The organism is Enterococcus sp. DIV1224 (genome assembly GCF_050555455.1).
GTDB lineage: Bacteria > Bacillota > Bacilli > Lactobacillales > Enterococcaceae > Enterococcus_B > Enterococcus_B lactis.
Map to the genome: position 1 here is coordinate 836,631 of NZ_CP187859.1, position 21,973 is coordinate 858,603.

Sequence of the window (21,973 nt, forward strand, 5' to 3'; positions counted from 1 at the left end):
AAGATCACGACAGCTAGTCAGAAGTGCCTAATAGCCGCTAAGAAAGCGTTGACAAAAACATTTACTTTCGATAATATAAAGAAAACGATACAACTTGGATAGTGATTGCCTGATGCAAGCTAAACCTGATGAGTCTCCCATGGTTCCATGGACGGCTTTTTGGGTTTTTCTTTTTGTTTTGGATACAGCCCTATATATCATGGAAAGGAGCAAAACATGCTGATTGAGAAAGTACTGAATAACAACGTCGTAATAACCAGGGATGAAAGAAATCAGGAAATGATCGTGATGGGAAAAGGTTTGGCATTCAAAAAGAAAGTGGGTGACCCGATTTTTGACTCATGCATCGACAAAAAATTTCAGTTGACAAATGACGGACTTTCACAACAGTTCCAAGAATTGGCACAAGCGATTCCTCTTGAGTACTTAGAAATTTCTTGTGAAATCATTGAATATACAAAAGAGGCTCTACAAGTCCAGTTGAATGATTCGGTGTATATTGCATTGACGGATCATTTGTATACGGCTATCGAACGTCACAAAATGGGAATATTTGTACCAAATGTATTGCTGTATGATATCAAACAACTATTTCCTAAAGAGTATGCCATCGGGAAAAAAAACAGTGAAGAAAATCTCGGATAAATACCACATCAAGTTATCAGAAGATGAAGCCGGATTTATCGCATTGCATTTAGTCAATGCACAAGGCATTCAAAGCCAACAAGACAATACCTACCTGTTTACTACAACAATACAGGATATTCTAAATATCGTCCGCTATTACTATAAGATTACATTTGATGAAGATTCAGTCCATTTTTTTCGATTCGTCACACACCTACGTTTTTTTCTGACACGCGTCCTAGATGGAGAAAAAACAGAAGTGGGAGAAGTTTCTGAGGAATTGTTCCAGGTTATTCAAAAAAATATAAGGACACGTTTGGTTGCGTTGAGAAAATAGCAGACTTTTTAGCCGAGGCATTCAACTACCAGATGTCCACGGACGAAAAAATGTATTTAACGATTCATACTGCGCGTTTAGTGCATGAGAATCGTTGTAAATAAATAAAAAAAGGAGGATAAATTAACAAGAACGTATGAAATAAGGGTAGTGACATTCAGTTGGCTAAACCTTCCACTAATAAATTGGAGGGAATAGAAATGGGAAAATATCAAGAATTAGCGAGCAAAATTGTAGAAAATGTCGGCGGAAAGGAAAATATCAATGGTTTGACACATTGTATCACAAGGCTTCGTTTCAAATTAAAAAACGAAGAAAAAGCAAATGATGAGATCTTGAAAAATATGGACGGTGTTGTGACGGTAATGCGAGCGGGAGGACAGTACCAAGTTGTTATCGGGAATCATGTGCCAGTCGTGTTTGAAGAGGTTATAAAAGCAGGAAACCTTACTTTTGATGAGGCTGTTTCAACAGAAAAAATGAGACCGTTTGATATGCTTATTGATGGAATATCGGGCTGTTTCCAGCCATTCCTTGCTATTCTAGCTGCTGGTGGGATGATTCGTGGACTGACAGCATTACTTGTCTTCTTAGGCGCATTTGACCGCGGTTCTGGCACATTTGTTATGTTTGATAATATCGGTGATTCTGTACTTCTTCTGTCATTCCCATTATCTTTATTGTGTTGTTAGCTAGCCAAATTCAGAAGCCAATTAAAAAGTTAGTACCTGAGATGATCGCGAATTTCTTCGTTCCATTCTTCACCGTTCTTATTACAATGCCCTTAGGTTTTTTACTCGTTGGACCAGCATTCACATTCGCAACTGATATTTTAATGGCTGGATTTGAAACACTTTTAGCACTTTCGCCAGTTATTTATGGAGCAATCGTAGGCTTCTTCTGGCAAATTCTAGTGATGTTTGGTCTCCATTGGGCAATCGTACCAATGGGATTGATGCAATTTTCTGTGAATGGCTGGCAAAATATCATGACACCTGTTGCAGTAGTGTCTTTTGGACAAACTGCAGCACTTACTGCACTCTACTTTAAGCTTAGAAACCCAAAAGACAAAGCAATCGCAATACCAGCCATTGTTTCTGGTATTGTGGGGATTACAGAGCCAGCTATTTATGGGTTTACATTGCCACGTAAAAAAATATTTATTTTTACCTGTGTCGGTGGTGCGTTAGGGGGTGCGTATAGTGGATTAATGAATTTAACTTCTTGGAATCAAGGTGGATTAGGCATCTTTACAATTCCCAACTATATTAGACCAGATGGTGATTTAACGGATGTGATTAATGTATTGATTGGAATCGCCATTGCGACGGTGGTATCCTTTGCGCTGACTTTTTTCTTTTGGAAGGAGGAAGCAGGTGAAACAGATGATAGACAGAAAAGATCAGGTAAAGAAATTGTAAAAACACCGATACAAGGACAAATCGCTCCACTGAATGCAGCAAAGGATGCAGCTTTTGCACAAGGAACACTAGGTCGAGGAATCTTGATCTACCCTGAAAAAGGAGAAGTACGTGCCCCTTTTGACGGAACAGTCATGACCCTGTTCCCGACGAAACATGCAATCGGAATGGTTTCTGAAGCAGGTCTGGAATTGCTGATTCATGTCGGATTGGATACTGTTCAGTTGGAAGGGAAATATTTTGAAAGCTTGGTGCAGCAAGGAGAAAGAGTGAAACAAGGCGATCTGTTGCTCCGCTTCGACAAAAAGAAAATCGAAGAGGAAGGATACAGTTTAGAAACACCTGTGATCGTCACCAATTACACGGATTATTTGGATATTTTGGAAAATCAAGGGGAGACGGTCGGGCCAGACGATGCACTTATCACCGCACTGACCTGAACGGTTAGGTGAAAGAATGGACTAGGCTTAACTATTCTTTTTATTCCACTTCTTTATTTTCGAAATTGAAAGGCTCTTTCATGATGGCTGAGCTGATAGGGCGTTTATCAAATTTTTGTCCTACAGAAATTAGATGGACTAAATTCTGTTGATAATTTTCTGCAAAAACACAACTATATAACACGTCTAGAAGATAACAAATCGATGTATTGATCGTAAAATTACCAATTTTCGAATACAGTCGTTCGCGTGTCGTAAGTCGCAAAGCGGCTGTACTCATTGAAGATAGCGTTGAATCACCGATACTGGTCAAAGCTAAAATTGGCACATGATTTTGTTTCAATATTTCTGCGGTACGAAGGATCACATTGTTTTCACCCGTATAAGAAATCAGAATCCCGCACATATCACTCGTGCAATTGTACGCTTCATAGAACGATTCACCAAAAGTGGTGACAATCGTGACATCCATTTTGATGCGCTTCATTTTCAGCATGAAATCTTGAGAAATCAAAGTATTCGAGTTACTGGCGAAAATCACGATTTTTTTTGCTTGAAGCATTAGTTGTTTGGCTTTTTGCAGTTGGTCATGATGAATGAGAGAAAGTGTATCTTGAATCGTCATCTGTTCTAAAGAAGCCATTTTATTTGCGATCGTCATAATACCGTCTGTGGTGGAAAAAGGAAGATTCGCATCTACGTCTTGAAAATTCCCTTCAAGATAGGCTGTTTCAGCTAAAAAAGCATTACGAAAACTGACCCAGCCATCAAAACCCATTTTTTTTGCTACACGGATGAGTGTGGACGGGTGGACATAACATCGCTCAGCAATCTCTTGGATGGTCATTTCGCCAAGTGCTGGAGAATCGCTTAAGAGAAACTGAATCACTTCATTTTCTGAAGGAGAAAAGGAGATTTCTTTGATTTTTTCACGTAATAACATGTAGATACCTTCTTCTTGTTTTTTTACGTAAATTATAACTTTTTTGAAAATGATTTGTAAACGGATTTATGTTATATAGCTTAATAAAGACATGTTTTGACAAGATATTTACAAAAATCCAGAAGAAAACACTAACTTTTGTAAATGTTACTGGAAAGAAACGAATTTCTATTGTTTGTTTTGTTTACAAAAAAGATAATAAAAGTGTAAAAAGTAAAGGAGTGAGAACATGGCAAAAGGAATCAAAATCGCTACGATTGGTGGAGGCAGCAGTTACACCCCCGAGTTGATGGAAGGATTTATCAAAAGATATGAGGAATTACCGATACGAGAAATCTGGCTCGTAGATGTAGAAGAAGGAAAAGAAAAGCTTGAGATCGTCAGTCAGATGTCTCAGCGTATGTGGGATGCTTCTCCGTATGAAGTCAAAATCTATGCAACTCTGGATCGGGAAGAAGCATTGAAAGATGCGGATTTTGTTACGACTCAGTTTCGTGTCGGTCAATTAGATGCACGAATCAAAGACGAGCGGATCCCTAGTTATTATGGGATGATTGGGCAAGAAACAAATGGTGCTGGCGGGATATTCAAAGCTTTTCGTACTGTTCCAGTGGTTTTGGCAATCGTTGAAGACATGAAGCGTTTATGTCCAAATGCTTGGCTGATCAATTTCGCGAACCCAAGCGGGATGGTGACAGAAGCAGTTATCAGATATGGCAAATGGGATAAAGTGATCGGATTATGCAATGTGCCAGTAATGGCGATGATGACAGAACCAACAATGCTTGGCAAGAAAAAAGAAGAGCTGATCTACAAGTTTGCCGGTCTAAATCACTTCCATTGGCACAAAGTAGCAGATAATAAAGGAAATGACCGCACGGCAGAATTGATTGATCGTTTATACGATGAAGACAATGGATTGCCGAAAAATATCTTTGATATCCCGTTTTTCAAAGAACAATTAAAACAAATGAACATGATCCCTTGTGGCTACCACCGCTATTACTATCGTGAAGAAGAAATGCTGGAACATGCTTTAGAAGAATATCAAACGATTGGTACAAGAGCGCAGCAAGTGAAAGAAACAGAAGCAGAGCTGTTTGAATTATACAAAGATCCAGAGTTGGATCATAAACCTGAACAATTGCAAAAACGAGGTGGTGCTTATTATTCAGATGCTGCCTGTGAAACGATTGCTTCGATCTATGGAAATAAAGAAACACAGATCGTGGTATCTACAAAGAATGATGGAGCTGTTCCTGATCTGCCGGCAGATTGTGTAGTAGAAGTCACTGCCTATGTTGGCGCACAAGGCGCACGAAATGTAGCGTTTGGTTCCCTTCCTGCTGCTGAAAGAGGCTGGTTGCAAGTAATGAAGAATATGGAATTGCTGACGATCGAAGCAGCCGTGACTGGTGATTATGGAACAGCTTTACAAGCGTTTACGATCAATCCGCTTATACGATCAGGAAAGACAGCAAAACGGATCATGGATGAGTTGTTTATTGCACATCAGCAGTATTTACCGCAATTCAAGGAAACAATCAGCCGGTTAAAAGCAGAAGGAATCGAAGTCCAAGATGAACTGGCAAGAAAATTATCAAGCAATACACATGTAATGGAGGAAGTATGATGGGATTCAGAAAAAATTTTTTATGGGGCGGAGCTACAGCAGCCAATCAATGCGAGGGCGGTTATGATGAAGGCGGACGTGGGTTAGCGAACGTAGATGTTGTGCCAATCGGAGAAGACCGTTTTCCTGTCATTACTGGAAAAAAGAAAATGTTTGAATTTGATGAAAATCATTTTTATCCAGCAAAAATTGCGATCGATATGTATCATCATTATAAGGAAGATATTGCTTTATTTGCAGAAATGGGGTTCAAGACTTATCGGATGTCCATTGCTTGGAGTCGTATTTTTCCAATGGGCGATGAAAAAGAGCCAAATGAATCTGGTTTGAAATTTTATGAGGATGTCTTTAAAGAATGTCAAAAGTACGGGATCGAGCCGCTTGTGACGATTACACATTTTGATTGTCCGATGCATTTGATCAAAGAATATGGTGCGTGGCGTTCCAGAGAACTCGTTGGTTTTTATGAAAATCTGTGCCGAGTCATCTTCAATCGCTATAAAGGACTTGTCAAATATTGGTTGACATTCAATGAGATCAATATGATCCTTCATGCACCATTCATGGGCGCAGGGCTGTATTTTGAAGAAGGAGAAAATGAAGAACAAATAAAATATCAAGCGGCACATCATGAGTTGGTTGCAAGTGCCATCGCAACGAAGATTGCTCATGAAGTAGATCCGGAGAACAAAGTAGGCTGTATGCTGGCAGCAGGAGCATATTATCCATACACTTGCAATCCTGAAGATGTTTGGGCTTCTAGAAAATCAGATCGAGAAAATTATTTCTTCATTGATGTCCAGTCACGAGGAGAATATCCCGCTTATGCATTGAAAGAAATGGAACGAAATGGCATTCAGATCAAAATGGAACCTGGGGATGCCGCATTGCTGAAAGAACATACTGTTGATTTTATCTCCTTTTCTTATTATTCTTCTCGAGTTTCGACTACTGACAACGAACTCTTGGAACAGACTGCAGGAAATATCTTTGCTTCTGTCAAAAATCCATATCTGGAAGCAAGTGAATGGGGTTGGCAAATTGATCCATTAGGCTTGAGAATAACGATGAATGATATTTATGATCGTTATCAAAAACCACTATTTATTGTAGAAAACGGCTTAGGTGCAGTCGATACGCCCGATGAGAATGGTTATGTGGAAGATGATTATCGAATCGACTATCTGGCAGCACATGTCCAGGCAATGAAAGATGCAGTAGAATTAGATGGAGTCGATCTATTAGGCTATACGACTTGGGGATGTATTGATTTAGTATCAGCTGGTACAGGTGAGATGAAGAAAAGGTACGGATTCATTTATGTCGATCGTGACAACGAAGGAAATGGCACATTAGCCCGTTCGAAGAAGAAATCATTCAACTGGTATAAAAAAGTAATTGATTCAAATGGAGAAAATCTTTCGAATGATTGATCAATGATTTATAAAAGTCTATTGTTTTTCAGCGGATTTTTCGAGTATAATAAAGCTATTCGAGAAACGCAAGCAGAACAATAGACTTTTTTTCGCATTGGCTGTAAAGTATGCTTACTTGATTAAGTAAAGGAGAATCTACATATGTATGATGTAATCGTTATTGGCGCAGGTCCTGCTGGGATGACTGCTGCTTTATATGCTTCACGTTCAAACTTATCCGTATTGATGATCGAACAAGGCGCCCCTGGCGGCCAAATGAACAATACGGCAGAAATCGAAAACTATCCTGGTTTCGATTCAATCATGGGTCCTGATCTAGCTTATAAGATGTATGAAGGTGTTTCAAGATTTGGGACAGAAAATGCTTATGGAATCGTGCAAGATATCAAGGATCACGGCAGCCACAAAGAAGTTATTTGTGAAGATAAAACTTACGAAGGAAAAACAGTCATTATCGCAACAGGCTGTATCCACCGTAAATTAGGCGTACCTGGCGAGGAAGAATTTGCTGGACGTGGCGTTTCTTACTGTGCAGTTTGTGATGGTGCGTTTTTCCGTAACAAACGTCTAGTAGTGATCGGAGGAGGAGACTCAGCAGTAGAAGAAGCCATCTATTTGACACAATTTGCTTCTGAAGTAGTCATCGTCCACCGTAGAGATGAATTACGTGCACAAAAGATCATCCAAGACCGTGCATTTGCGAATGAAAAAATTTCCTTTATGTGGGATACAGTCGTTGACGAAATCGTTGGGAATGAAATGGTAGTGACAGGTGTGAAAGCACGTAATGTCAAAACCGGCAATGAGTTTGATTTGGCAGCAGACGGAGTATTCATCTATGTTGGACTGGATCCATTAACTGCACCATTTAGAGAAGCTGGGTTGACGAACGAAGCCGGCTGGATTCCAACAGACAACGAAATGAAGACGAATATACCAGGCGTTTTTGCCATCGGAGATGTTCGTGAAAAAGATTTGCGACAAATCACTACTGCTGTTGGTGATGGTGGGATCGCTGGACAACAAGTGTATAAATACTTGGAATCTTTAGAAGAAACAACTGCATAAGTTTAAAAAGAGTGGAAGAACGGTTTCAATTGTTCTTTTACTCTTTTTTTTCGCGTGAAATCTACTGAATCCGATTTATGCGAATACTTGTAACCGTGCTTGATAAAAGAATCTTTTCTTGATTTAAGCGTTTTTTGGTCCTCATACTTTCATATCTAATAAGTGAATGCTATACTTATTAAGAACCATATTTCAGAAAGAGGTGTTATTTTCATGTCTTGGGAACAAGTGTATGAACAATGGGTACATGAAGAAAATTTAGAAGAAAACTTAAAAAAACAATTAAATGATCTGGGTGAAGATCCTGAAAAACTTGAAGATGCTTTTTATGCACCGTTGGAATTCGGTACTGCAGGCATGCGGGGAATCTTAGGACCTGGGATCAATCGAATGAACATCTATACGGTAAGACAAGCAACAGAAGGACTTGCACGTTTCATGGATACACAAGGCGAAGAAACAAAACGCCGAGGTGTCGCTATCGCTTATGACTCACGCCATCAATCACCAGAATTTGCCATGGAAGCAGCCAAAACATTAGCACATCACAATATCCCATCTTATGTATTCGAAAGTCTACGTCCAACACCAGAGCTTTCTTTTGCAGTCCGTCATTTGAAGACGTTTGCGGGAATCATGGTAACTGCATCCCACAATCCAGCAGCTTACAACGGATATAAAGTCTATGGAGAAGATGGGGGACAAATGCCTCCTGCAGACGCAGATGCATTGACGAAATATGTCCGTGAAGTCAGCAATCCGTTAAAAGTTGAAGTATTATCTGACGAAGAAGCTGAACATAGCGGATTGATCACGATCATCGGAGAAGAAGTGGATGCCGCTTATCTAGAAGAAATCAAAGCAGTAACGATTGATCATGAATTGGTGGAAACAATGGGGAAAGATTTGAAACTTGTGTACACACCACTTCACGGAACAGGAAAAATGTTAGGCGAACGTGCGTTGAAACAAGCTGGATTCGAACAATTCGTACTAGTTCCAGAACAAGCTGTCGCAGACCCAGATTTCACTACAGTCAAATCACCAAATCCAGAAGAACACTCTGCTTTTGAGTATGCGATACGACTTGGCGAGAAAGAAGGCGCTGATTTGCTGATTGCAACAGATCCTGATGCAGACCGTTTAGGTGCAGCCGTTCGTTTGCCAAATGGCTCCTATGAAGTATTGACCGGAAACCAAATCGGAGCACTGTTTGCTCAATATATTTTGGAAGCACACCAATCGCGAGGCACTTTACCTGAAAACGCAGCGGTATTGAAATCGATCGTTTCTAGCGAATTGCCTACAGCAATTGCGGAACACTATGGGGCTACCATGTTCAATGTATTGACAGGATTCAAATTCATTGCTGAAAAAATTCAACAATTCGAAGAAGATCATTCCCATACTTTTATGTTCGGATTCGAAGAAAGTTACGGTTATTTAGTTAAACCTTTCGTTCGCGACAAAGACGCGATCCAAGCATTGCTCTTATTAGCAGAAGTAGCAGCTTACTATAAAAAACAAGGCAAAACGTTGTATGACGGCTTGCAAACGATTTTTGAAACCTATGGCTACTACGCAGAAAAAACGATTTCTGTGACAATGAGCGGACAAGAAGGTTCTGCGAAAATCTCTGCTTTGATGGAAAAATTCCGTGAAGAAGCACCAACAGAATTTGCCGGAGCAAAAGTCATCCAAACAGAAGACTTCAAAGAGTTGACGAGAACAAACCGTGAAGGAAATGTAGAAAAACTAACGACACCGCCATCTGATGTATTGAAGTATACGCTGGAAGAAAATGGCTGGATCGCTATCCGTCCTTCAGGAACTGAGCCGAAAATCAAGTTTTATATCGGTGTAAAAGGAAACTCTTCAGAAGACGCAGCTGAAAAAGTAGCCGCTTATGAAGCGATTATCCAAAAGATGACAGAAGAATAAAAAAACTTGAGACTGATGGAAAAAGTGGTAAACTTTAGAAGTCAGTCTTTTTTCAAGTTGGAGGTGAATGGATTGCCAGACACGCAAAAAACAAAAGTAGAGAAAGTCAGCCAACTATTCAAAATGTTGAGTGACCCCACTCGTCTCAAAATTCTGCTGTATCTGAAAGACGGGGAACAAAATGTGACAGCAATCACCCAAGCAGTGGAAATGGAACAATCTGCTGTATCGCATCAACTGCGTTTATTAAGAGAAAACCATGTCGTCAAGTCCCATCGTGAGGGAAAAGCGATTTTGTATAGTCTTGATGATTCTCACGTACTGGATATTTTGAACCAGACACTCAAACATGTGGAACATCAATAACGATAGGTGCAAATAGAGACAAACTGGACTGTGTCAACGAATCTTCTTCGCTGACACAGTCCAGTTTTTTTAAAGAAAAATTGTTAGTCTGTTTCTTCGGTGGTTTCAGTTCCATAATAACTATGGTCTTCTAGGTCTAAAGCATTCAAAATAAGCGAAGCTGTTTCTTCAATAGATAAAGAAGCGACATTGATTACTACGCAGCCCAGTTTTTCATAAAGATCATTTGCAAAATCGAGTTCAGCTCGTATTTTTTCGATATCGGAATAAGCAGTATCAGGATTTAATCCGTAAGAGCGCATCCGTTCTTTACGGATATTGTTTAAAATATCTGGGTTATTCGTCAGTCCCACGATTTTTTTAGGATCGATCTCCCAAAGCTGTTTGGGAATATGTGCTTGTGGGATTAAAGGAAGATTGGCAACTTTTAAATTTTTGTTAGCTAAAAACAAGCTCAAAGGCGTTTTGGAAGTTCGGGATACGCCTAGCAAAACGACATCTGCTTCTAGAAACCCACGCGGATCTTTCCCGTCATCGTATTTTACAGCAAATTCCATTGCTTTGATCCGTTTGAAATAGTTCTCATTCAATAAATGAAGGGCGCCAGGTTGCCGAATGGGCTTGATACCAGTTAAGCGCTCGATTTCTGATATCGGCGGAGTCATCACATCAAAACTAAATAATTGATGTTCTTCACAAAAAGAACGCGTCATCTCGATCAATTCTTGATTGATCAATGTGTGTAGGACAAGGGCTTTTTCTTTTAGTGCATCTTGCAGTGCCTGCATCAATGTTTTCTCATCTGTCACAAATGTTCTGCGGAATAAATTGAACTCAACGCTAGGATATTGGGCCATAGTGGCTTGTGCTAATTTTGTCGCAGTTTCTCCAGCAGAGTCGGAGATGACAAAAAAAGTAACGATTTCTGTAGAATCGGAAGACATGGATAAAACCTCACTTGCATTTTTTTTATGTTTATTATACCATACTCTAGAATGTGTACTTCGTAATCATTTTGATTTGGAGGGATAAGTCATGAAAAAACAGACATTGATCGAACAATCACTAGAAACATTGAAAAATAACGGTTTTAAATATACTAAAAAAAGAGAAGCATTGTTAACTTATTTAGTGAAGCGCAATCGCTACGTATCCGCTAAAGAAGTTTTTGACTATATGAATCAGGAATTCAAAGGAGTAAGTTACGATACGATTTATCGAAATCTCCATGATTTTGCAGAAATCGATTTACTGGAAGAAACCGATTTAAATGGAGAGATGAAGTTTCGTTTTCATTGCTGTCAAGGGGAAATCGGCCATCACCATCACTTTATCTGTACGGTGTGCGGAACAACGAAAGAAATCCATATGTGTCCAATGAATTATTTCGAAGAACAGCTCGGTGGATGTACGATCGAAGGGCATAGATTCGAGATTTTCGGAAGATGTGAAAATTGTCAATAAGGATTTAAATAAAATAACATTTGATAATTTTAAAAAAAAGCAAGATTTCCTTGACGGTCAAAACAGCATTAGATATAATATTTACAGGACAGTCTTGTTTTTTGAGATATATTTCAATAACAATTACGGTTACTTTTTAAGCTCGGAGGGAGGGAATTAACATGTCAAAAACAGTCGTTCGCAAAAACGAATCACTTGACGATGCTCTTCGTCGCTTCAAACGTTCCGTGTCAAAAGCGGGTACTTTACAAGAATCTCGTAAACGTGAATTCTACGAAAAACCAAGTGTAAGACGCAAGAAAAAATCTGAAGCAGCTAGAAAACGCAAAAAATTCTAGTTCTGTGATGAATTGGAGTTGGTAGTGTGTCACTACTAAGTAGATTAAACGATGACATGAAAACAGCGATGAAAGCGAAAGATAAGGAATCTTTACAAGTCATCCGAATGATCAAGTCATCTATACAAAACGAGCAGATTAAAGAAGGTCACGACTTGACAGAAGAAGAAGAATTAACGGTGTTGTCTCGCGAAATGAAACAGCGACGTGATTCTTTGCATGAGTTTGAAGAAGCAGGACGTGACGATTTAGCTGAAAAAGTAAAAAGTGAAATTGTGATAGTCGAAAAATACATGCCGGAACAACTTTCCGACGAAGAAATTCGACAACTTGTTCAAGAAGCAATCACACAAACTGGTGCTTCATCAATGAAAGAATTTGGCAAAGTCATGGGTGCGATCATACCTAAAGTCAAAGGAAAAGCAGATGGAAACCAAGTAAATGCCATTGTGAAAGAACTATTACAATCTTAATTTTATCATTTAAACTGCGGACAATCATTGTCCGCAGTTTTTTTGTGCTCGTAAAAAAGAAATCTAAAAAATAGCTAGACGAAAGAATAGGATTCTTTCATCTAGCTGGTTTTTTCCTGTTTAATATTTCTTATGTTAAATTGTGTTTGATCTGGTTATTCTTCTGGTAGTTCATTTGCTTCTTGTTTGTACCCTGATAGGCGATAGGCGTAATAGAAGAGTAAGCTGCCAGCGTAACCAAGTAACGTTGGGACCATCCAACCAAGTCCTAATGCAGCAAAAGGAACGTGATGATGATAAAATTCGAGCATGCTTGCTACAACTCTTTGTTGACTCACTAAAGCAGGCGAATTTGCCAGCATATCCAATACGGCGGGAACAGCAGCAAACAACATCGTTACTTGATAGACAAATGGTGTCTTTTGGAAAAATTTTGCTGTTAAGGAAAGCAAGATCAACGCAAGCGACAATGGATACAAAAGCATCAATACTGGTAAAGACCATTGGATGATATTGTCCAAACCAGCATTTGCAACGACAAAAGAGACGAAAGTCGTTAACCGCAGCCATGTCATATAACTGACTTTAGGGAACAGTTTATGGAAATCTTGTGCAAAAGAAACAACGAGTCCCATAGCGGTAGTGAAGACACCTAATGTGACCATCACTCCTAAGAAGCTAGCGCCGAAGTTACCTAAATAAAAATTAGTGATCTGAGAAAGTGCAGTTCCGCCATTTTCTGATAAAGACATCTTGTTCAAACTCATCGCACCGAGAAGAACAAGACCAAAATAGATCATGACTTCTAGCGCAACGCTCAGGCTACCAGCTTTTGCTGTTAATTCTGTGACTTTTTTATCTTTGAAACCAAGGTCACGGACTGCATGGACAAAAGTGACACTTAAGGCAAGCAAGGCTACTGCATCAACCGTGTTATAACCTTCTAGGACACCATTTGTTAAAGCGTTTGTTTGGTAAGTATCTGCAGCAGATTGATTTAGATTTCCCATTGGGTGGAATAAAGAAACGACAAAAATGATTGCTAATAATGCAAGAAACAAGGAGTTTAGATACTTTCCGACGTATTTGACCAACCGTGTGGGATGGACAGTAAGGAAATAAGCAAGTAAAAAGAAAAGAGCAGAGAATAAAAACATACCTAATGAATTATATTTTTCAGGCAAAAATGGTTTAGCAGCCATTTCAAAAGCAGTAGCAGCTGTCCGTGGTGTACCGAAAAATGGTCCGATCGTCAAATGAACAAGGATTAAGAACAAGGCAGCATACCATTTTCCAACAGGTTTAGCTAAGTCATACAGACCATCACTTTTTGTCACTACTACAGCTAAGATAGCTAGTAATGGGAAAAGAGCGCCTGAGATGGCAAAACCTACGCCAGCACTGACCCAGTTTGCGCCAGCCATTTGACCTAAGTGGACAGGAAAGATTAGATTACCTGACCCGAAGAACATCCCGAAGATAAGTGAACTGACCATCAATAGTTGTTTCCATGAATAAGTTTTTGTTTCTTCCATAAATTTTTCCTCCAATAATTATCATTTTGATTGACGATATAAACGTTGCAGCAATTAGTAATGCCACTAATATCAGATTCCATGAAAACCACCACCTTAAAATATAAAAAAAAGCCCTTTTCCACTTGGGAAAAGGGCTCTAGATTCTAGAACGGTACCACCTTTTTTCGCTTAAAAAAGCTTCTTCATTCACGGACGCTTTTTGCTAAAGTTATCCGCTAGCCTGATAATGGAGGCAGCCACAATGATCTACGTTTTCGACATTGACTCGGAAATGATGTTCGTCTATTCGATTTATTGTCATTTCTCACTTACATGACTCACTGGGAATAAATCGTTGAATAGCCTACTGTTTTCCTCGACGCTTTGCTGTATGTTTATTTGTTGACGTAATAATACACCTGTTTTTTTTGAAATGCAAGAATATTTTAACTATTTTGTTTTCTTTTTTTGAAACAAGAAAAATACCTAGAGAATACCTGCTGAATGAAACGGAATATTTTGTTCTCCACTTTCATATAACTTACATTCTCAGCTTCTTTTTATCAAAACGAGACCTTTAGCGAATGGAAACGGCTATTTTTTAACGTTTCTTGGTACGTATGGTTAAGCGGCTCTTTTACAACCTTTTCTTATTTGCTATATAGTTTCTTCTGAGTATGGTAAAATAGGAAAGAATGAATCGAAAAAAAGGGGATGTCTATTTTTGACGGAAGAGTCTAGTTCTTTAGAGATTAGATTGACAGCTGCTGATGATGTCAGCATGCTTTTAGGTGCACACGACAAGCATATAAAACTGATCGAGGAAACAACGGAAACAACCATCCATACACGTGGAGAAATCATTCAGATCATTGGTGAACAATCCCAGATTTCCTTGGCTGCCTCAGTCATTCGGACATTACAGGAATTGATCAAACGAGGAATCCACGTAAGTACACCAGATGTCGTGACGGCATTGAAAATGGGGCAAAAAGGTACATTAGATTATTTTGTTGAGATGTATGAGGAAGAGATCGTCAAAGACCGTAATGGAAAACCTATACGGGTAAAAAACAGCGGTCAAAAGAAATACGTTGAATCGGTAGCCAAACATGACATCGTATTTGGTGTAGGGCCAGCCGGAACAGGGAAAACGTTTCTTGCCGTAGTATTAGCAATTGCTGCCTTAAAAAAAGGCGAAGTGCAAAAAATCATTTTGACGCGGCCCGCTGTAGAGGCAGGGGAAAACCTAGGCTTTCTACCAGGGGATCTGAAAGAAAAAGTGGATCCTTATCTGCGGCCTGTTTATGATGCTTTATACCAAATTTTTGGATTGGATCATACGAACCGATTGATGGAACGAGGCGTAATCGAAATCGCACCATTAGCTTACATGCGGGGGCGGACATTGGATGATGCATTCGTTATCTTGGACGAAGCACAAAACACGACAGTCGCTCAGATGAAAATGTTCTTGACCCGTCTCGGTTATCAATCAAAAATGATTGTCAATGGGGATACAAGTCAGATAGACTTGCCTCGAGGGACGACAAGTGGTCTTGTTCATGCAGAACGAACACTAAAGCAAATCAAAAAAATCGATTTTGTTAATTTTGAAGCAAGTGACGTTGTTCGGCACCCTGTAGTTGCCGAAATCATCAAAGCTTATGAAAAGGCGGATCTTCATCAAAAATAAGCTTTGCTTAGGAGGATAAGCACATGTTGAATAAAACACTGCAGAAACTACAAGAAAAACTCGGAAAGGCAGCATTGCCTTTCCTTCTGTTCTTGTTTTTTATCATTGTCTGCGGCGTTACATTTAGTAGTGTCAAACAAAAGGCCAATGATTTTAGAGAAGGCCAAGTAGCAGAAGAGAGTATCCGTGCGAATAAAACGATCGAGAACACGGAAGAAACCGAACAAAGAAGAAAACTGGCAGCAGAAGCAGTGACTCCAGAATATACTTATCAAAAAGATCTGGCAGATGACCAGAACAATCGGATCAAGCAATTATTCGAATTGATCGATAAGACGAATGATACCATCAACAAATCTTATAATGACAAGGTAGATAAGGCGAAGGAAGATGAAAATATCCCGAAACCTACTACAGAAGAGCGGATTGCTACACTGAAGAAAAATTTTGAAAACGTGAATGCAGAAAACGTTGCGTTTTACCAAAAACTGCCGAACAATTTTTATTCGACGATATTTGAAATGACTGAAACGGAAATTCACACAGTTAGGGATGAAAGTTTGAAGCTCATTGACGAACAGATGAGTAAACAAGTTCGTGAAAGCGAATTGGAAGCTTTTAAACAAGAAGCAGAAGATCAGATTCAATATTTGAATGTCACAACAGAGCAGCAACAAATGATTCGCTACTTAGTAGATCAAGGAATTGTAGTCAATGATGTATTGAATGAGAAAAAGACAGAAGAATTAAAACAATCTGCACGAGAAGCTGTACAACCAGTGATGATCTTCCAAGGAGAAATCATTGTTCGCGAAGGAAATCAAATTGATGCTTCAGCAATGAAAAAATTGGAATTACTAGGATTGACGAATCAAACGACTTCGATTTTCCCACTCATTGCCATGGTTTTAGCTGTTTTGCTTCAAATCGGTGTACTGATTTATAATTCACTTCAATTCCAAAATGCAGGAGAAAGAACAAAATACGTACTTTTCTACGTGACGGCAATGTCAGTCAGCGTAGTACTAATGAAATTTTTCCAACTCTTCCAAACAGAACAAGCTGCTTATATTCCGCTGTTTTACCCCGCGGCTTTTGCTCCACTTGTTTTAAGCTTTTTCTTGAATCGAAGAGCAGGGATCATGGCTGGTATTTTCCAGGCAGTATCCGCACTTTTCATTTTTTATGATTCGATTGGCACGAACTTTCTGACAGTTATTTTGATGTCCTATGTATTTTCTGGTCTTATGGCAACGATCGTCAGACGCAAACGGATCTCAGAACAAGGGTTATCCGCTGCTATGTGGGTCATTATTTTCCCTGTGATGATGGATGTCATTTTGATTATCTACCAAGGAATGAGCTTTGGAGATGCAACGACTTGGTTAACGCTAGTCTGCGGATTCACAGGTGCACTGTTCTCATTCTTGCTGACGATAGGTCTGCACCCCTATATTGAATTGATGGTCAATGATGATAGTGTGATCGTATTAAATGAACTCAGCAATCCTAATCATCCTTTATTGAAACAGTTGCTGGAAGAAGCACCAGGCACGTATCACCATAGCATGATGGTAGCCAATCTAAGTGCTAATGCTGTAGCAGAAATCGGTGGACGTTCTTTACTAACTCGAGTAGCTTGCTATTATCATGATATCGGCAAGATCAAACACGCCAGCTTTTTCGTTGAGAACTTGCCTTCAGGAGCGGAAAATCCGCACAATTTCTTATTGCCAGAAGACAGTAAACATATTATCTTTGGACATGTGACAGATGGTGCCAAAATATTGGAAGATTATAATATGCCGCAAATGGTGATCGATATTTGCAGACAGCATCATGGAACCACGCTGATGCGTTATTTCTACGTTAAGGCAAAGGAACGCAACCCGGAAGTCACGGAAGAGCAATTCCGTTATCCTGGACCAAAACCTCAAAGCCGTGAAGCAGGAATCGTCAATATAGCTGACAGTTGTGAAGCGGCAGTACGGGCAATGGACCATCCAACGAGCGAAAAAATCGAAAGTTTTGTCCATAATCTTATAGAAGAGCGTATTTCCGATGGACAATTGGACGACAGTGGATTGACGTTAAAAGAAATCCGTAAAGTAGAAAAATCATTGATCAGCGGTTTAAGCAGTACCTTCCATTCTCGGATCAAATATCCTAAAATGAAATCGGAAGTTGAGAAGATAAAAGAAGAACAAGAAGAATAGCAAGAAGAATAGAAAGAAGTGATGTATAATGGATATTACTTTCATGGATGAAACAAACCAAGTATCAGAAGAGAAAATGAAAGAAATCGACGACTTGTTGCAATTTGCAGCATCATATTTAGAGTTGCCAGAAGAAACAGAAATGTCTGTTACTTTCATGGACAATGCAGCAATCCAAGTAATCAATCGTGATTACCGTGGAAAAGATGCACCGACAGACGTCATCAGTTTTGCCTTGGAAGAAGAGGGCGAAGACGAAATCCCAGTGATTTTTGAAGATGGAGAGAATCCATTACCTCGTGTACTGGGAGACATCATGATCTCTACTGAACGTGCTGCAGAGCAAGCAGAAGCTTACGGCCATTCGTATGATCGGGAACTTGGCTTTTTAGCGGTTCATGGATTCTTGCATATCAACGGGTATGACCATATGACACCAGAGGATGAGAAAGAAATGTTTGGTTTACAGAAAGAGATCTTAGATGCCTATGGACTTAAAAGATAAAAACGTAGAGAAAAACAAACATTTCCTGATGTCCGTGGAATTTGCCGTCCAAGGAGTCAAAACCGTTTTTGAGGAAGAACGCAACATGAGGAAACATGTTGCGTTCGGAATCCTCGCTTTGTTTATGGGCGTGATTTTCCAACTTGATCGGATAGAATGGTTATGGCTGCTTTTAGCTGTTTTTCTCGTATGGATAGTAGAGATCATCAATACTGTTTTTGAAAATGTCGTGGACATGTTTACGGATTTTCATTTTCATCCGATTGGGAAAAAAATCAAAGATATGGCAGCTGGAGCAGTTTTAGTGACCGCTTGTTTTGCCGTCATCGTTGGGTTGATTTTATTTGTCCCTAAAATATATCATTTGTTGTTTAATTAAAAAGGAGAACATATATGCCAGAACATAAATCAGGGTTTGTCGCAATCGTCGGCCGCCCGAATGTAGGAAAATCCACGTTATTGAATCGAATCGTGGGTCAAAAAATTGCCATCATGAGTGATAAGGCGCAGACAACTAGAAATAAAATCCAAGGAGTATATACTACACCAGAAGCTCAGTTGATTTTTATTGACACACCAGGAATCCATAAACCAAAGCATCGTTTAGGAGATTTTATGGTAGAAGCAGCTTACAGTGCGTTGAAAGAAGTGGACGCGGTCTTATTTATGATCAGTGCTGATCAAAAACGCGGTCGGGGAGACGATTTTATTATTGAACGTCTAAAAAACGTGCATTCTCCTGTTTATCTGATTATCAATAAAATCGATAAAATCCATCCAGACGAGTTGTTGGGAATCATCGAAGATTATTCAACGCAGATGCCGTTTGCACAAGTGATTCCAATTTCTGCTACAGAAGGAAACAACGTCGAACGTTTGATGGATGTATTAGTCAGTGAAATGCCAGAGGGCCCACAATATTTTCCAGATGATCAAGTGACTGATCATCCTGAATACTTCATCGTTTCTGAATTGATCCGTGAGAAAGTCTTGTTTTTAACACGAGACGAAGTGCCTCATTCTGTCGCAGTCGTTGTTGATTCGATGAAGCGAAACGAGAATGATAAAATCCATATCCAGGCTACGATCATCGTCGAAAGAGATAGCCAAAAAGGGATCATTATCGGCAAAGGCGGAAAAATGCTGAAGCAAGTAGGAACGAAAGCAAGAAAGGATATCGAAAATCTTTTAGGAGACAAAGTCTTTCTAGAACTTTGGGTCAAAGTTCAAAAAGACTGGCGAGACAAAAAAGTCTATCTGCAAGACTTCGGCTACCGAAAAGACGAATACTGATATTCTGAGCTTCTTGTAAATTAGGTATAGAAATAAACTGGATAAAAATCCGCGTGTTGAGAAAAGCTGCGGAAGATCGCAACATAAATGATCTGGATCGGCAGAATCTGCTTTTCCAGATTTATTTTTTAGGAGGGAGAATATGAGCCAGCTTGCAGAATCAAAAGGCTTGATTTTATCTAGCCGTAATTACAAAGAAAAAGATAAATTGGTCAAAATCTTTACGGAATCTTCTGGCAAAATGATGTTTTATATCAAAGGGATCCATCGGCAAAATCAGCCCTTATCTCCGGCTTTGCTCCCTTTTACTGAAGCAGTTTATATCGGGAATTTTCGAAGTGAAGGTCTGTCATTTTTAAGCAGTGTCAAAGATGTCCATGCGTTTCGACACATCCAAGAAGACATCTTTTTGAGCGGCTATGGCACATATTTATTGAATCTAGTAGATGCGGCAATCGAAGATCATCAGTACGACCCGCATTTGTTCCAGTTTACGCAACAAGCACTGCAACGGATGGACCAAGGAGATGATGCAGAAATCATCACGAATATTTTTGAAGTCCAAATACTGCAACGCTTCGGAATTGCACCAATCTGGACACACTGCGTCGTATGCGGGGAAACAAAAGGAAAATTTGACTATTCTTCCAAATATGGTGGTGTGATATGCGAAAGACACTGGTCGATGGACGATCACCGTTATCATGCAGATCCTCGAGCTGTTTATTTCGTTCGGATGTTTTCAGCTATTTCTTATGATAAAATCAGTGGAATCCATCTGAAAGAAGAAACCAAACAAGCAATCCGTGAACTCATAGACCAGCTGTATGATGAATATGTCGGTATCCATTTGAAAAGCAAAAAGTTCATTGATCAAATGAAGTCTTGGGCAAACGTATTAAAGACGCCAGAGAAAGACATGTCTGAAAAAGATCTACCTAAAAAAGAAGAATAGTAAATGAAACATACAACAAAAAATCAAAACCATTTGACAAACACAGGGAGTTCCGTCTATTATTAACCGTAGATCAAATAGATCGTTCACTGAGAGGATCTATTATAGAAACAAGAAAACTGCAAAATGAATACGTACATTGACCAAGATCAGTAAAAAACACGTGGTTTAGCGAGTTCGGGAGAGTGGGAGCCGGACCCAAACGATTTTTGAAGAGGCACTTGCGAGTACGATAAATGAAGCTGCCGAATCTTTATTCGGAAGTAGGGTGGAACCGCGAATTATTCGTCCCTATGTCTGTAATCAGACATAGGGATTTTTTGTCGTTTTCTTTCCTGTATTCTTATTTGACAGCAACGCTTTAAAATTGAAAGGGGCAAAACAGATGAGTAAAAAATTGACCGTCCAAGATATGATTTTAACATTACAAAAATTTTGGTCATCAAACGGCTGCATGCTGATGCAAGCGTATGACACAGAAAAAGGAGCAGGTACGATGAGCCCATATACCTTTTTACGGGCAATCGGACCAGAACCATGGAATGCTGCTTACGTAGAGCCATCTCGCCGACCAGCTGATGGACGTTATGGTGAAAACCCAAACCGTTTGTATCAGCATCATCAATTCCAAGTCGTGATGAAACCTTCACCTGAGAATATCCAAGAGCTTTATTTAGAAAGCTTGCGCCTTTTAGGAATCGATCCATTAGAACACGACATCCGTTTTGTTGAAGACAACTGGGAGAACCCATCCATGGGCTGTGCCGGTGTGGGTTGGGAAGTATGGCTTGACGGAATGGAAATCACACAGTTCACGTACTTCCAACAAGTTGGTGGACTGCCTTGTAAACCAGTCACTTCTGAGATCACTTATGGATTAGAACGTCTTGCTTCTTATATCCAAGAAGTTGAAAGTGTCTATGATTTAGAATGGGCTGATGGCGTGAAATATGGCGAGATCTTCAAACAACCAGAATATGAACATTCCAAATATTCTTTTGAAGTAAGCGACCAAGACTTGCTACTAAGCAACTTTGATCGTTTTGAAAAAGAAGCAAAACGCTGTATCGATGAAAATCTTGTTCATCCGGCGTATGATTATATCTTGAAATGCAGCCATACATTCAACTTATTAGATGCCCGCGGTGCAGTATCCGTAACAGAGCGTGCAGGTTATCTTTCTCGCATCCGCAACATGGCTCGTGCTGTAGCCAAAATCTTTGTGGCAGAACGCGAAAAATTAGGATTCCCTTTGTTGAATAAAAACACAGCAAATCCAGAAACCGTGAAGGAGGCTGAATAAG

The 21,973-nt window shown here is 39.6% G+C and carries 18 protein-coding genes and 2 pseudogenes; 17 read left to right on the top strand and 3 right to left on the bottom strand.

The window, feature by feature from the left end:
• Window positions 1-216 precede the first annotated feature (216 nt).
• Both licT and IGK53_RS03970 read left to right on the top strand, forming a co-directional pair.
• Window positions 217-1,068: pseudogene (gene licT, locus IGK53_RS03965) on the top strand (BglG family transcription antiterminator LicT).
• Window positions 1,069-1,164: 96 nt separating this feature from the next.
• Window positions 1,165-2,825 (top strand): annotated as a pseudogene (locus IGK53_RS03970) (glucose PTS transporter subunit IIA).
• Between the two features lie 40 nt (window positions 2,826-2,865).
• Here IGK53_RS03970 and IGK53_RS03975 read toward each other — a convergent pair.
• Window positions 2,866-3,768, bottom strand: coding sequence for a MurR/RpiR family transcriptional regulator (locus IGK53_RS03975; RefSeq protein ID WP_002291682.1), 903 nt, complete (start codon window positions 3,766-3,768; stop codon window positions 2,866-2,868).
• Between the two features lie 229 nt (window positions 3,769-3,997).
• Between IGK53_RS03975 and IGK53_RS03980 the strand changes: the two genes are divergently transcribed.
• The 5 genes from IGK53_RS03980 to IGK53_RS04000 all read left to right on the top strand — a co-directional run bounded on the left by IGK53_RS03980 (window position 3,998) and on the right by IGK53_RS04000 (window position 10,212).
• Window positions 3,998-5,401, top strand: a complete 1,404-nt coding sequence (locus tag IGK53_RS03980) for a 6-phospho-beta-glucosidase (protein ID WP_430605009.1) — start codon at window positions 3,998-4,000, stop codon at window positions 5,399-5,401.
• On the top strand, window positions 5,401-6,834 hold the full coding sequence (locus IGK53_RS03985; protein WP_430605010.1) for a 6-phospho-beta-glucosidase: 1,434 nt from the start codon (window positions 5,401-5,403) through the stop codon (window positions 6,832-6,834). The genes IGK53_RS03980 and IGK53_RS03985 overlap by 1 nt, the downstream gene beginning before the upstream one ends.
• 144 nt (window positions 6,835-6,978) lie before the next feature.
• The gene (gene trxB / locus IGK53_RS03990; protein WP_002291688.1) at window positions 6,979-7,905 is read left to right on the top strand and encodes a thioredoxin-disulfide reductase; all 927 of its coding nucleotides are present in this window, start codon (window positions 6,979-6,981) and stop codon (window positions 7,903-7,905) included.
• Between the two features lie 213 nt (window positions 7,906-8,118).
• Window positions 8,119-9,846 carry a phospho-sugar mutase gene (locus tag IGK53_RS03995; protein WP_002291690.1) on the top strand — a complete coding sequence of 576 codons (1,728 nt, stop codon included), beginning with the start codon at window positions 8,119-8,121 and terminating at the stop codon, window positions 9,844-9,846.
• 15 nt (window positions 9,847-9,861) lie between these two features.
• Window positions 9,862-10,212: an ArsR/SmtB family transcription factor gene (locus IGK53_RS04000; protein WP_002316410.1), complete on the top strand. Its 351-nt coding sequence runs from the start codon at window positions 9,862-9,864 to the stop codon at window positions 10,210-10,212.
• Between the two features lie 83 nt (window positions 10,213-10,295).
• Here IGK53_RS04000 and IGK53_RS04005 read toward each other — a convergent pair whose 3' ends face one another.
• Window positions 10,296-11,156 (bottom strand): pyruvate, water dikinase regulatory protein, encoded by an 861-nt coding sequence (locus IGK53_RS04005; protein ID WP_002314696.1) that lies wholly within the window; start codon window positions 11,154-11,156, stop codon window positions 10,296-10,298.
• Window positions 11,157-11,247: 91 nt separating this feature from the next.
• On the opposite strand from IGK53_RS04005, the gene IGK53_RS04010 reads away from it, so the two are divergent.
• The 3 genes from IGK53_RS04010 (at window position 11,248) to IGK53_RS04020 (ending at window position 12,487) form a co-directional block, all read left to right on the top strand.
• On the top strand, window positions 11,248-11,676 hold the full coding sequence (locus IGK53_RS04010) for a Fur family transcriptional regulator (protein WP_002287322.1): 429 nt from the start codon (window positions 11,248-11,250) through the stop codon (window positions 11,674-11,676).
• 161 nt (window positions 11,677-11,837) lie between these two features.
• Entirely contained in the window at window positions 11,838-12,014 is a 177-nt protein-coding gene (rpsU, locus tag IGK53_RS04015) for a 30S ribosomal protein S21 (protein ID WP_002287321.1), read from the top strand.
• Between the two features lie 26 nt (window positions 12,015-12,040).
• Entirely contained in the window at window positions 12,041-12,487 is a 447-nt protein-coding gene (locus IGK53_RS04020; RefSeq protein WP_430605011.1) for a GatB/YqeY domain-containing protein, read from the top strand.
• A 155-nt stretch (window positions 12,488-12,642) separates the two neighbouring features.
• Here the strand turns inward: IGK53_RS04020 and brnQ are convergent, their stop codons facing one another.
• A complete protein-coding gene (gene brnQ / locus IGK53_RS04025) occupies window positions 12,643-14,022 on the bottom strand; it encodes a branched-chain amino acid transport system II carrier protein (RefSeq protein ID WP_002291696.1) in 1,380 nt (459 codons plus the stop codon).
• 706 nt (window positions 14,023-14,728) lie between these two features.
• Here brnQ and IGK53_RS04030 point away from each other — a divergent pair.
• From IGK53_RS04030 to glyQ, 7 genes are all read left to right on the top strand, one after another.
• Window positions 14,729-15,700: a PhoH family protein gene (locus tag IGK53_RS04030; protein ID WP_430605012.1), complete on the top strand. Its 972-nt coding sequence runs from the start codon at window positions 14,729-14,731 to the stop codon at window positions 15,698-15,700.
• A gap of 23 nt (window positions 15,701-15,723) precedes the next feature.
• Window positions 15,724-17,916, top strand: a complete 2,193-nt coding sequence (locus tag IGK53_RS04035; protein ID WP_002291699.1) for an HD family phosphohydrolase — start codon at window positions 15,724-15,726, stop codon at window positions 17,914-17,916.
• A gap of 28 nt (window positions 17,917-17,944) precedes the next feature.
• Window positions 17,945-18,421: an rRNA maturation RNase YbeY gene (ybeY, locus tag IGK53_RS04040; RefSeq protein ID WP_002291700.1), complete on the top strand. Its 477-nt coding sequence runs from the start codon at window positions 17,945-17,947 to the stop codon at window positions 18,419-18,421.
• Window positions 18,405-18,800 (top strand): diacylglycerol kinase family protein, encoded by a 396-nt coding sequence (locus IGK53_RS04045; protein WP_002316408.1) that lies wholly within the window; start codon window positions 18,405-18,407, stop codon window positions 18,798-18,800. The genes ybeY and IGK53_RS04045 overlap by 17 nt, the downstream gene beginning before the upstream one ends.
• A gap of 14 nt (window positions 18,801-18,814) precedes the next feature.
• Complete coding sequence (era, locus tag IGK53_RS04050; RefSeq protein WP_002288753.1) at window positions 18,815-19,714, top strand: GTPase Era; 900 nt, start codon at window positions 18,815-18,817, stop codon at window positions 19,712-19,714.
• Between the two features lie 142 nt (window positions 19,715-19,856).
• Window positions 19,857-20,669 (top strand): DNA repair protein RecO, encoded by an 813-nt coding sequence (gene recO, locus IGK53_RS04055; protein ID WP_430605013.1) that lies wholly within the window; start codon window positions 19,857-19,859, stop codon window positions 20,667-20,669.
• 385 nt (window positions 20,670-21,054) lie between these two features.
• Window positions 21,055-21,972 (top strand): glycine--tRNA ligase subunit alpha, encoded by a 918-nt coding sequence (gene glyQ, locus IGK53_RS04060; RefSeq protein WP_002305598.1) that lies wholly within the window; start codon window positions 21,055-21,057, stop codon window positions 21,970-21,972.
• The last annotated feature ends 1 nt before the right edge of the window (window position 21,973 follow it).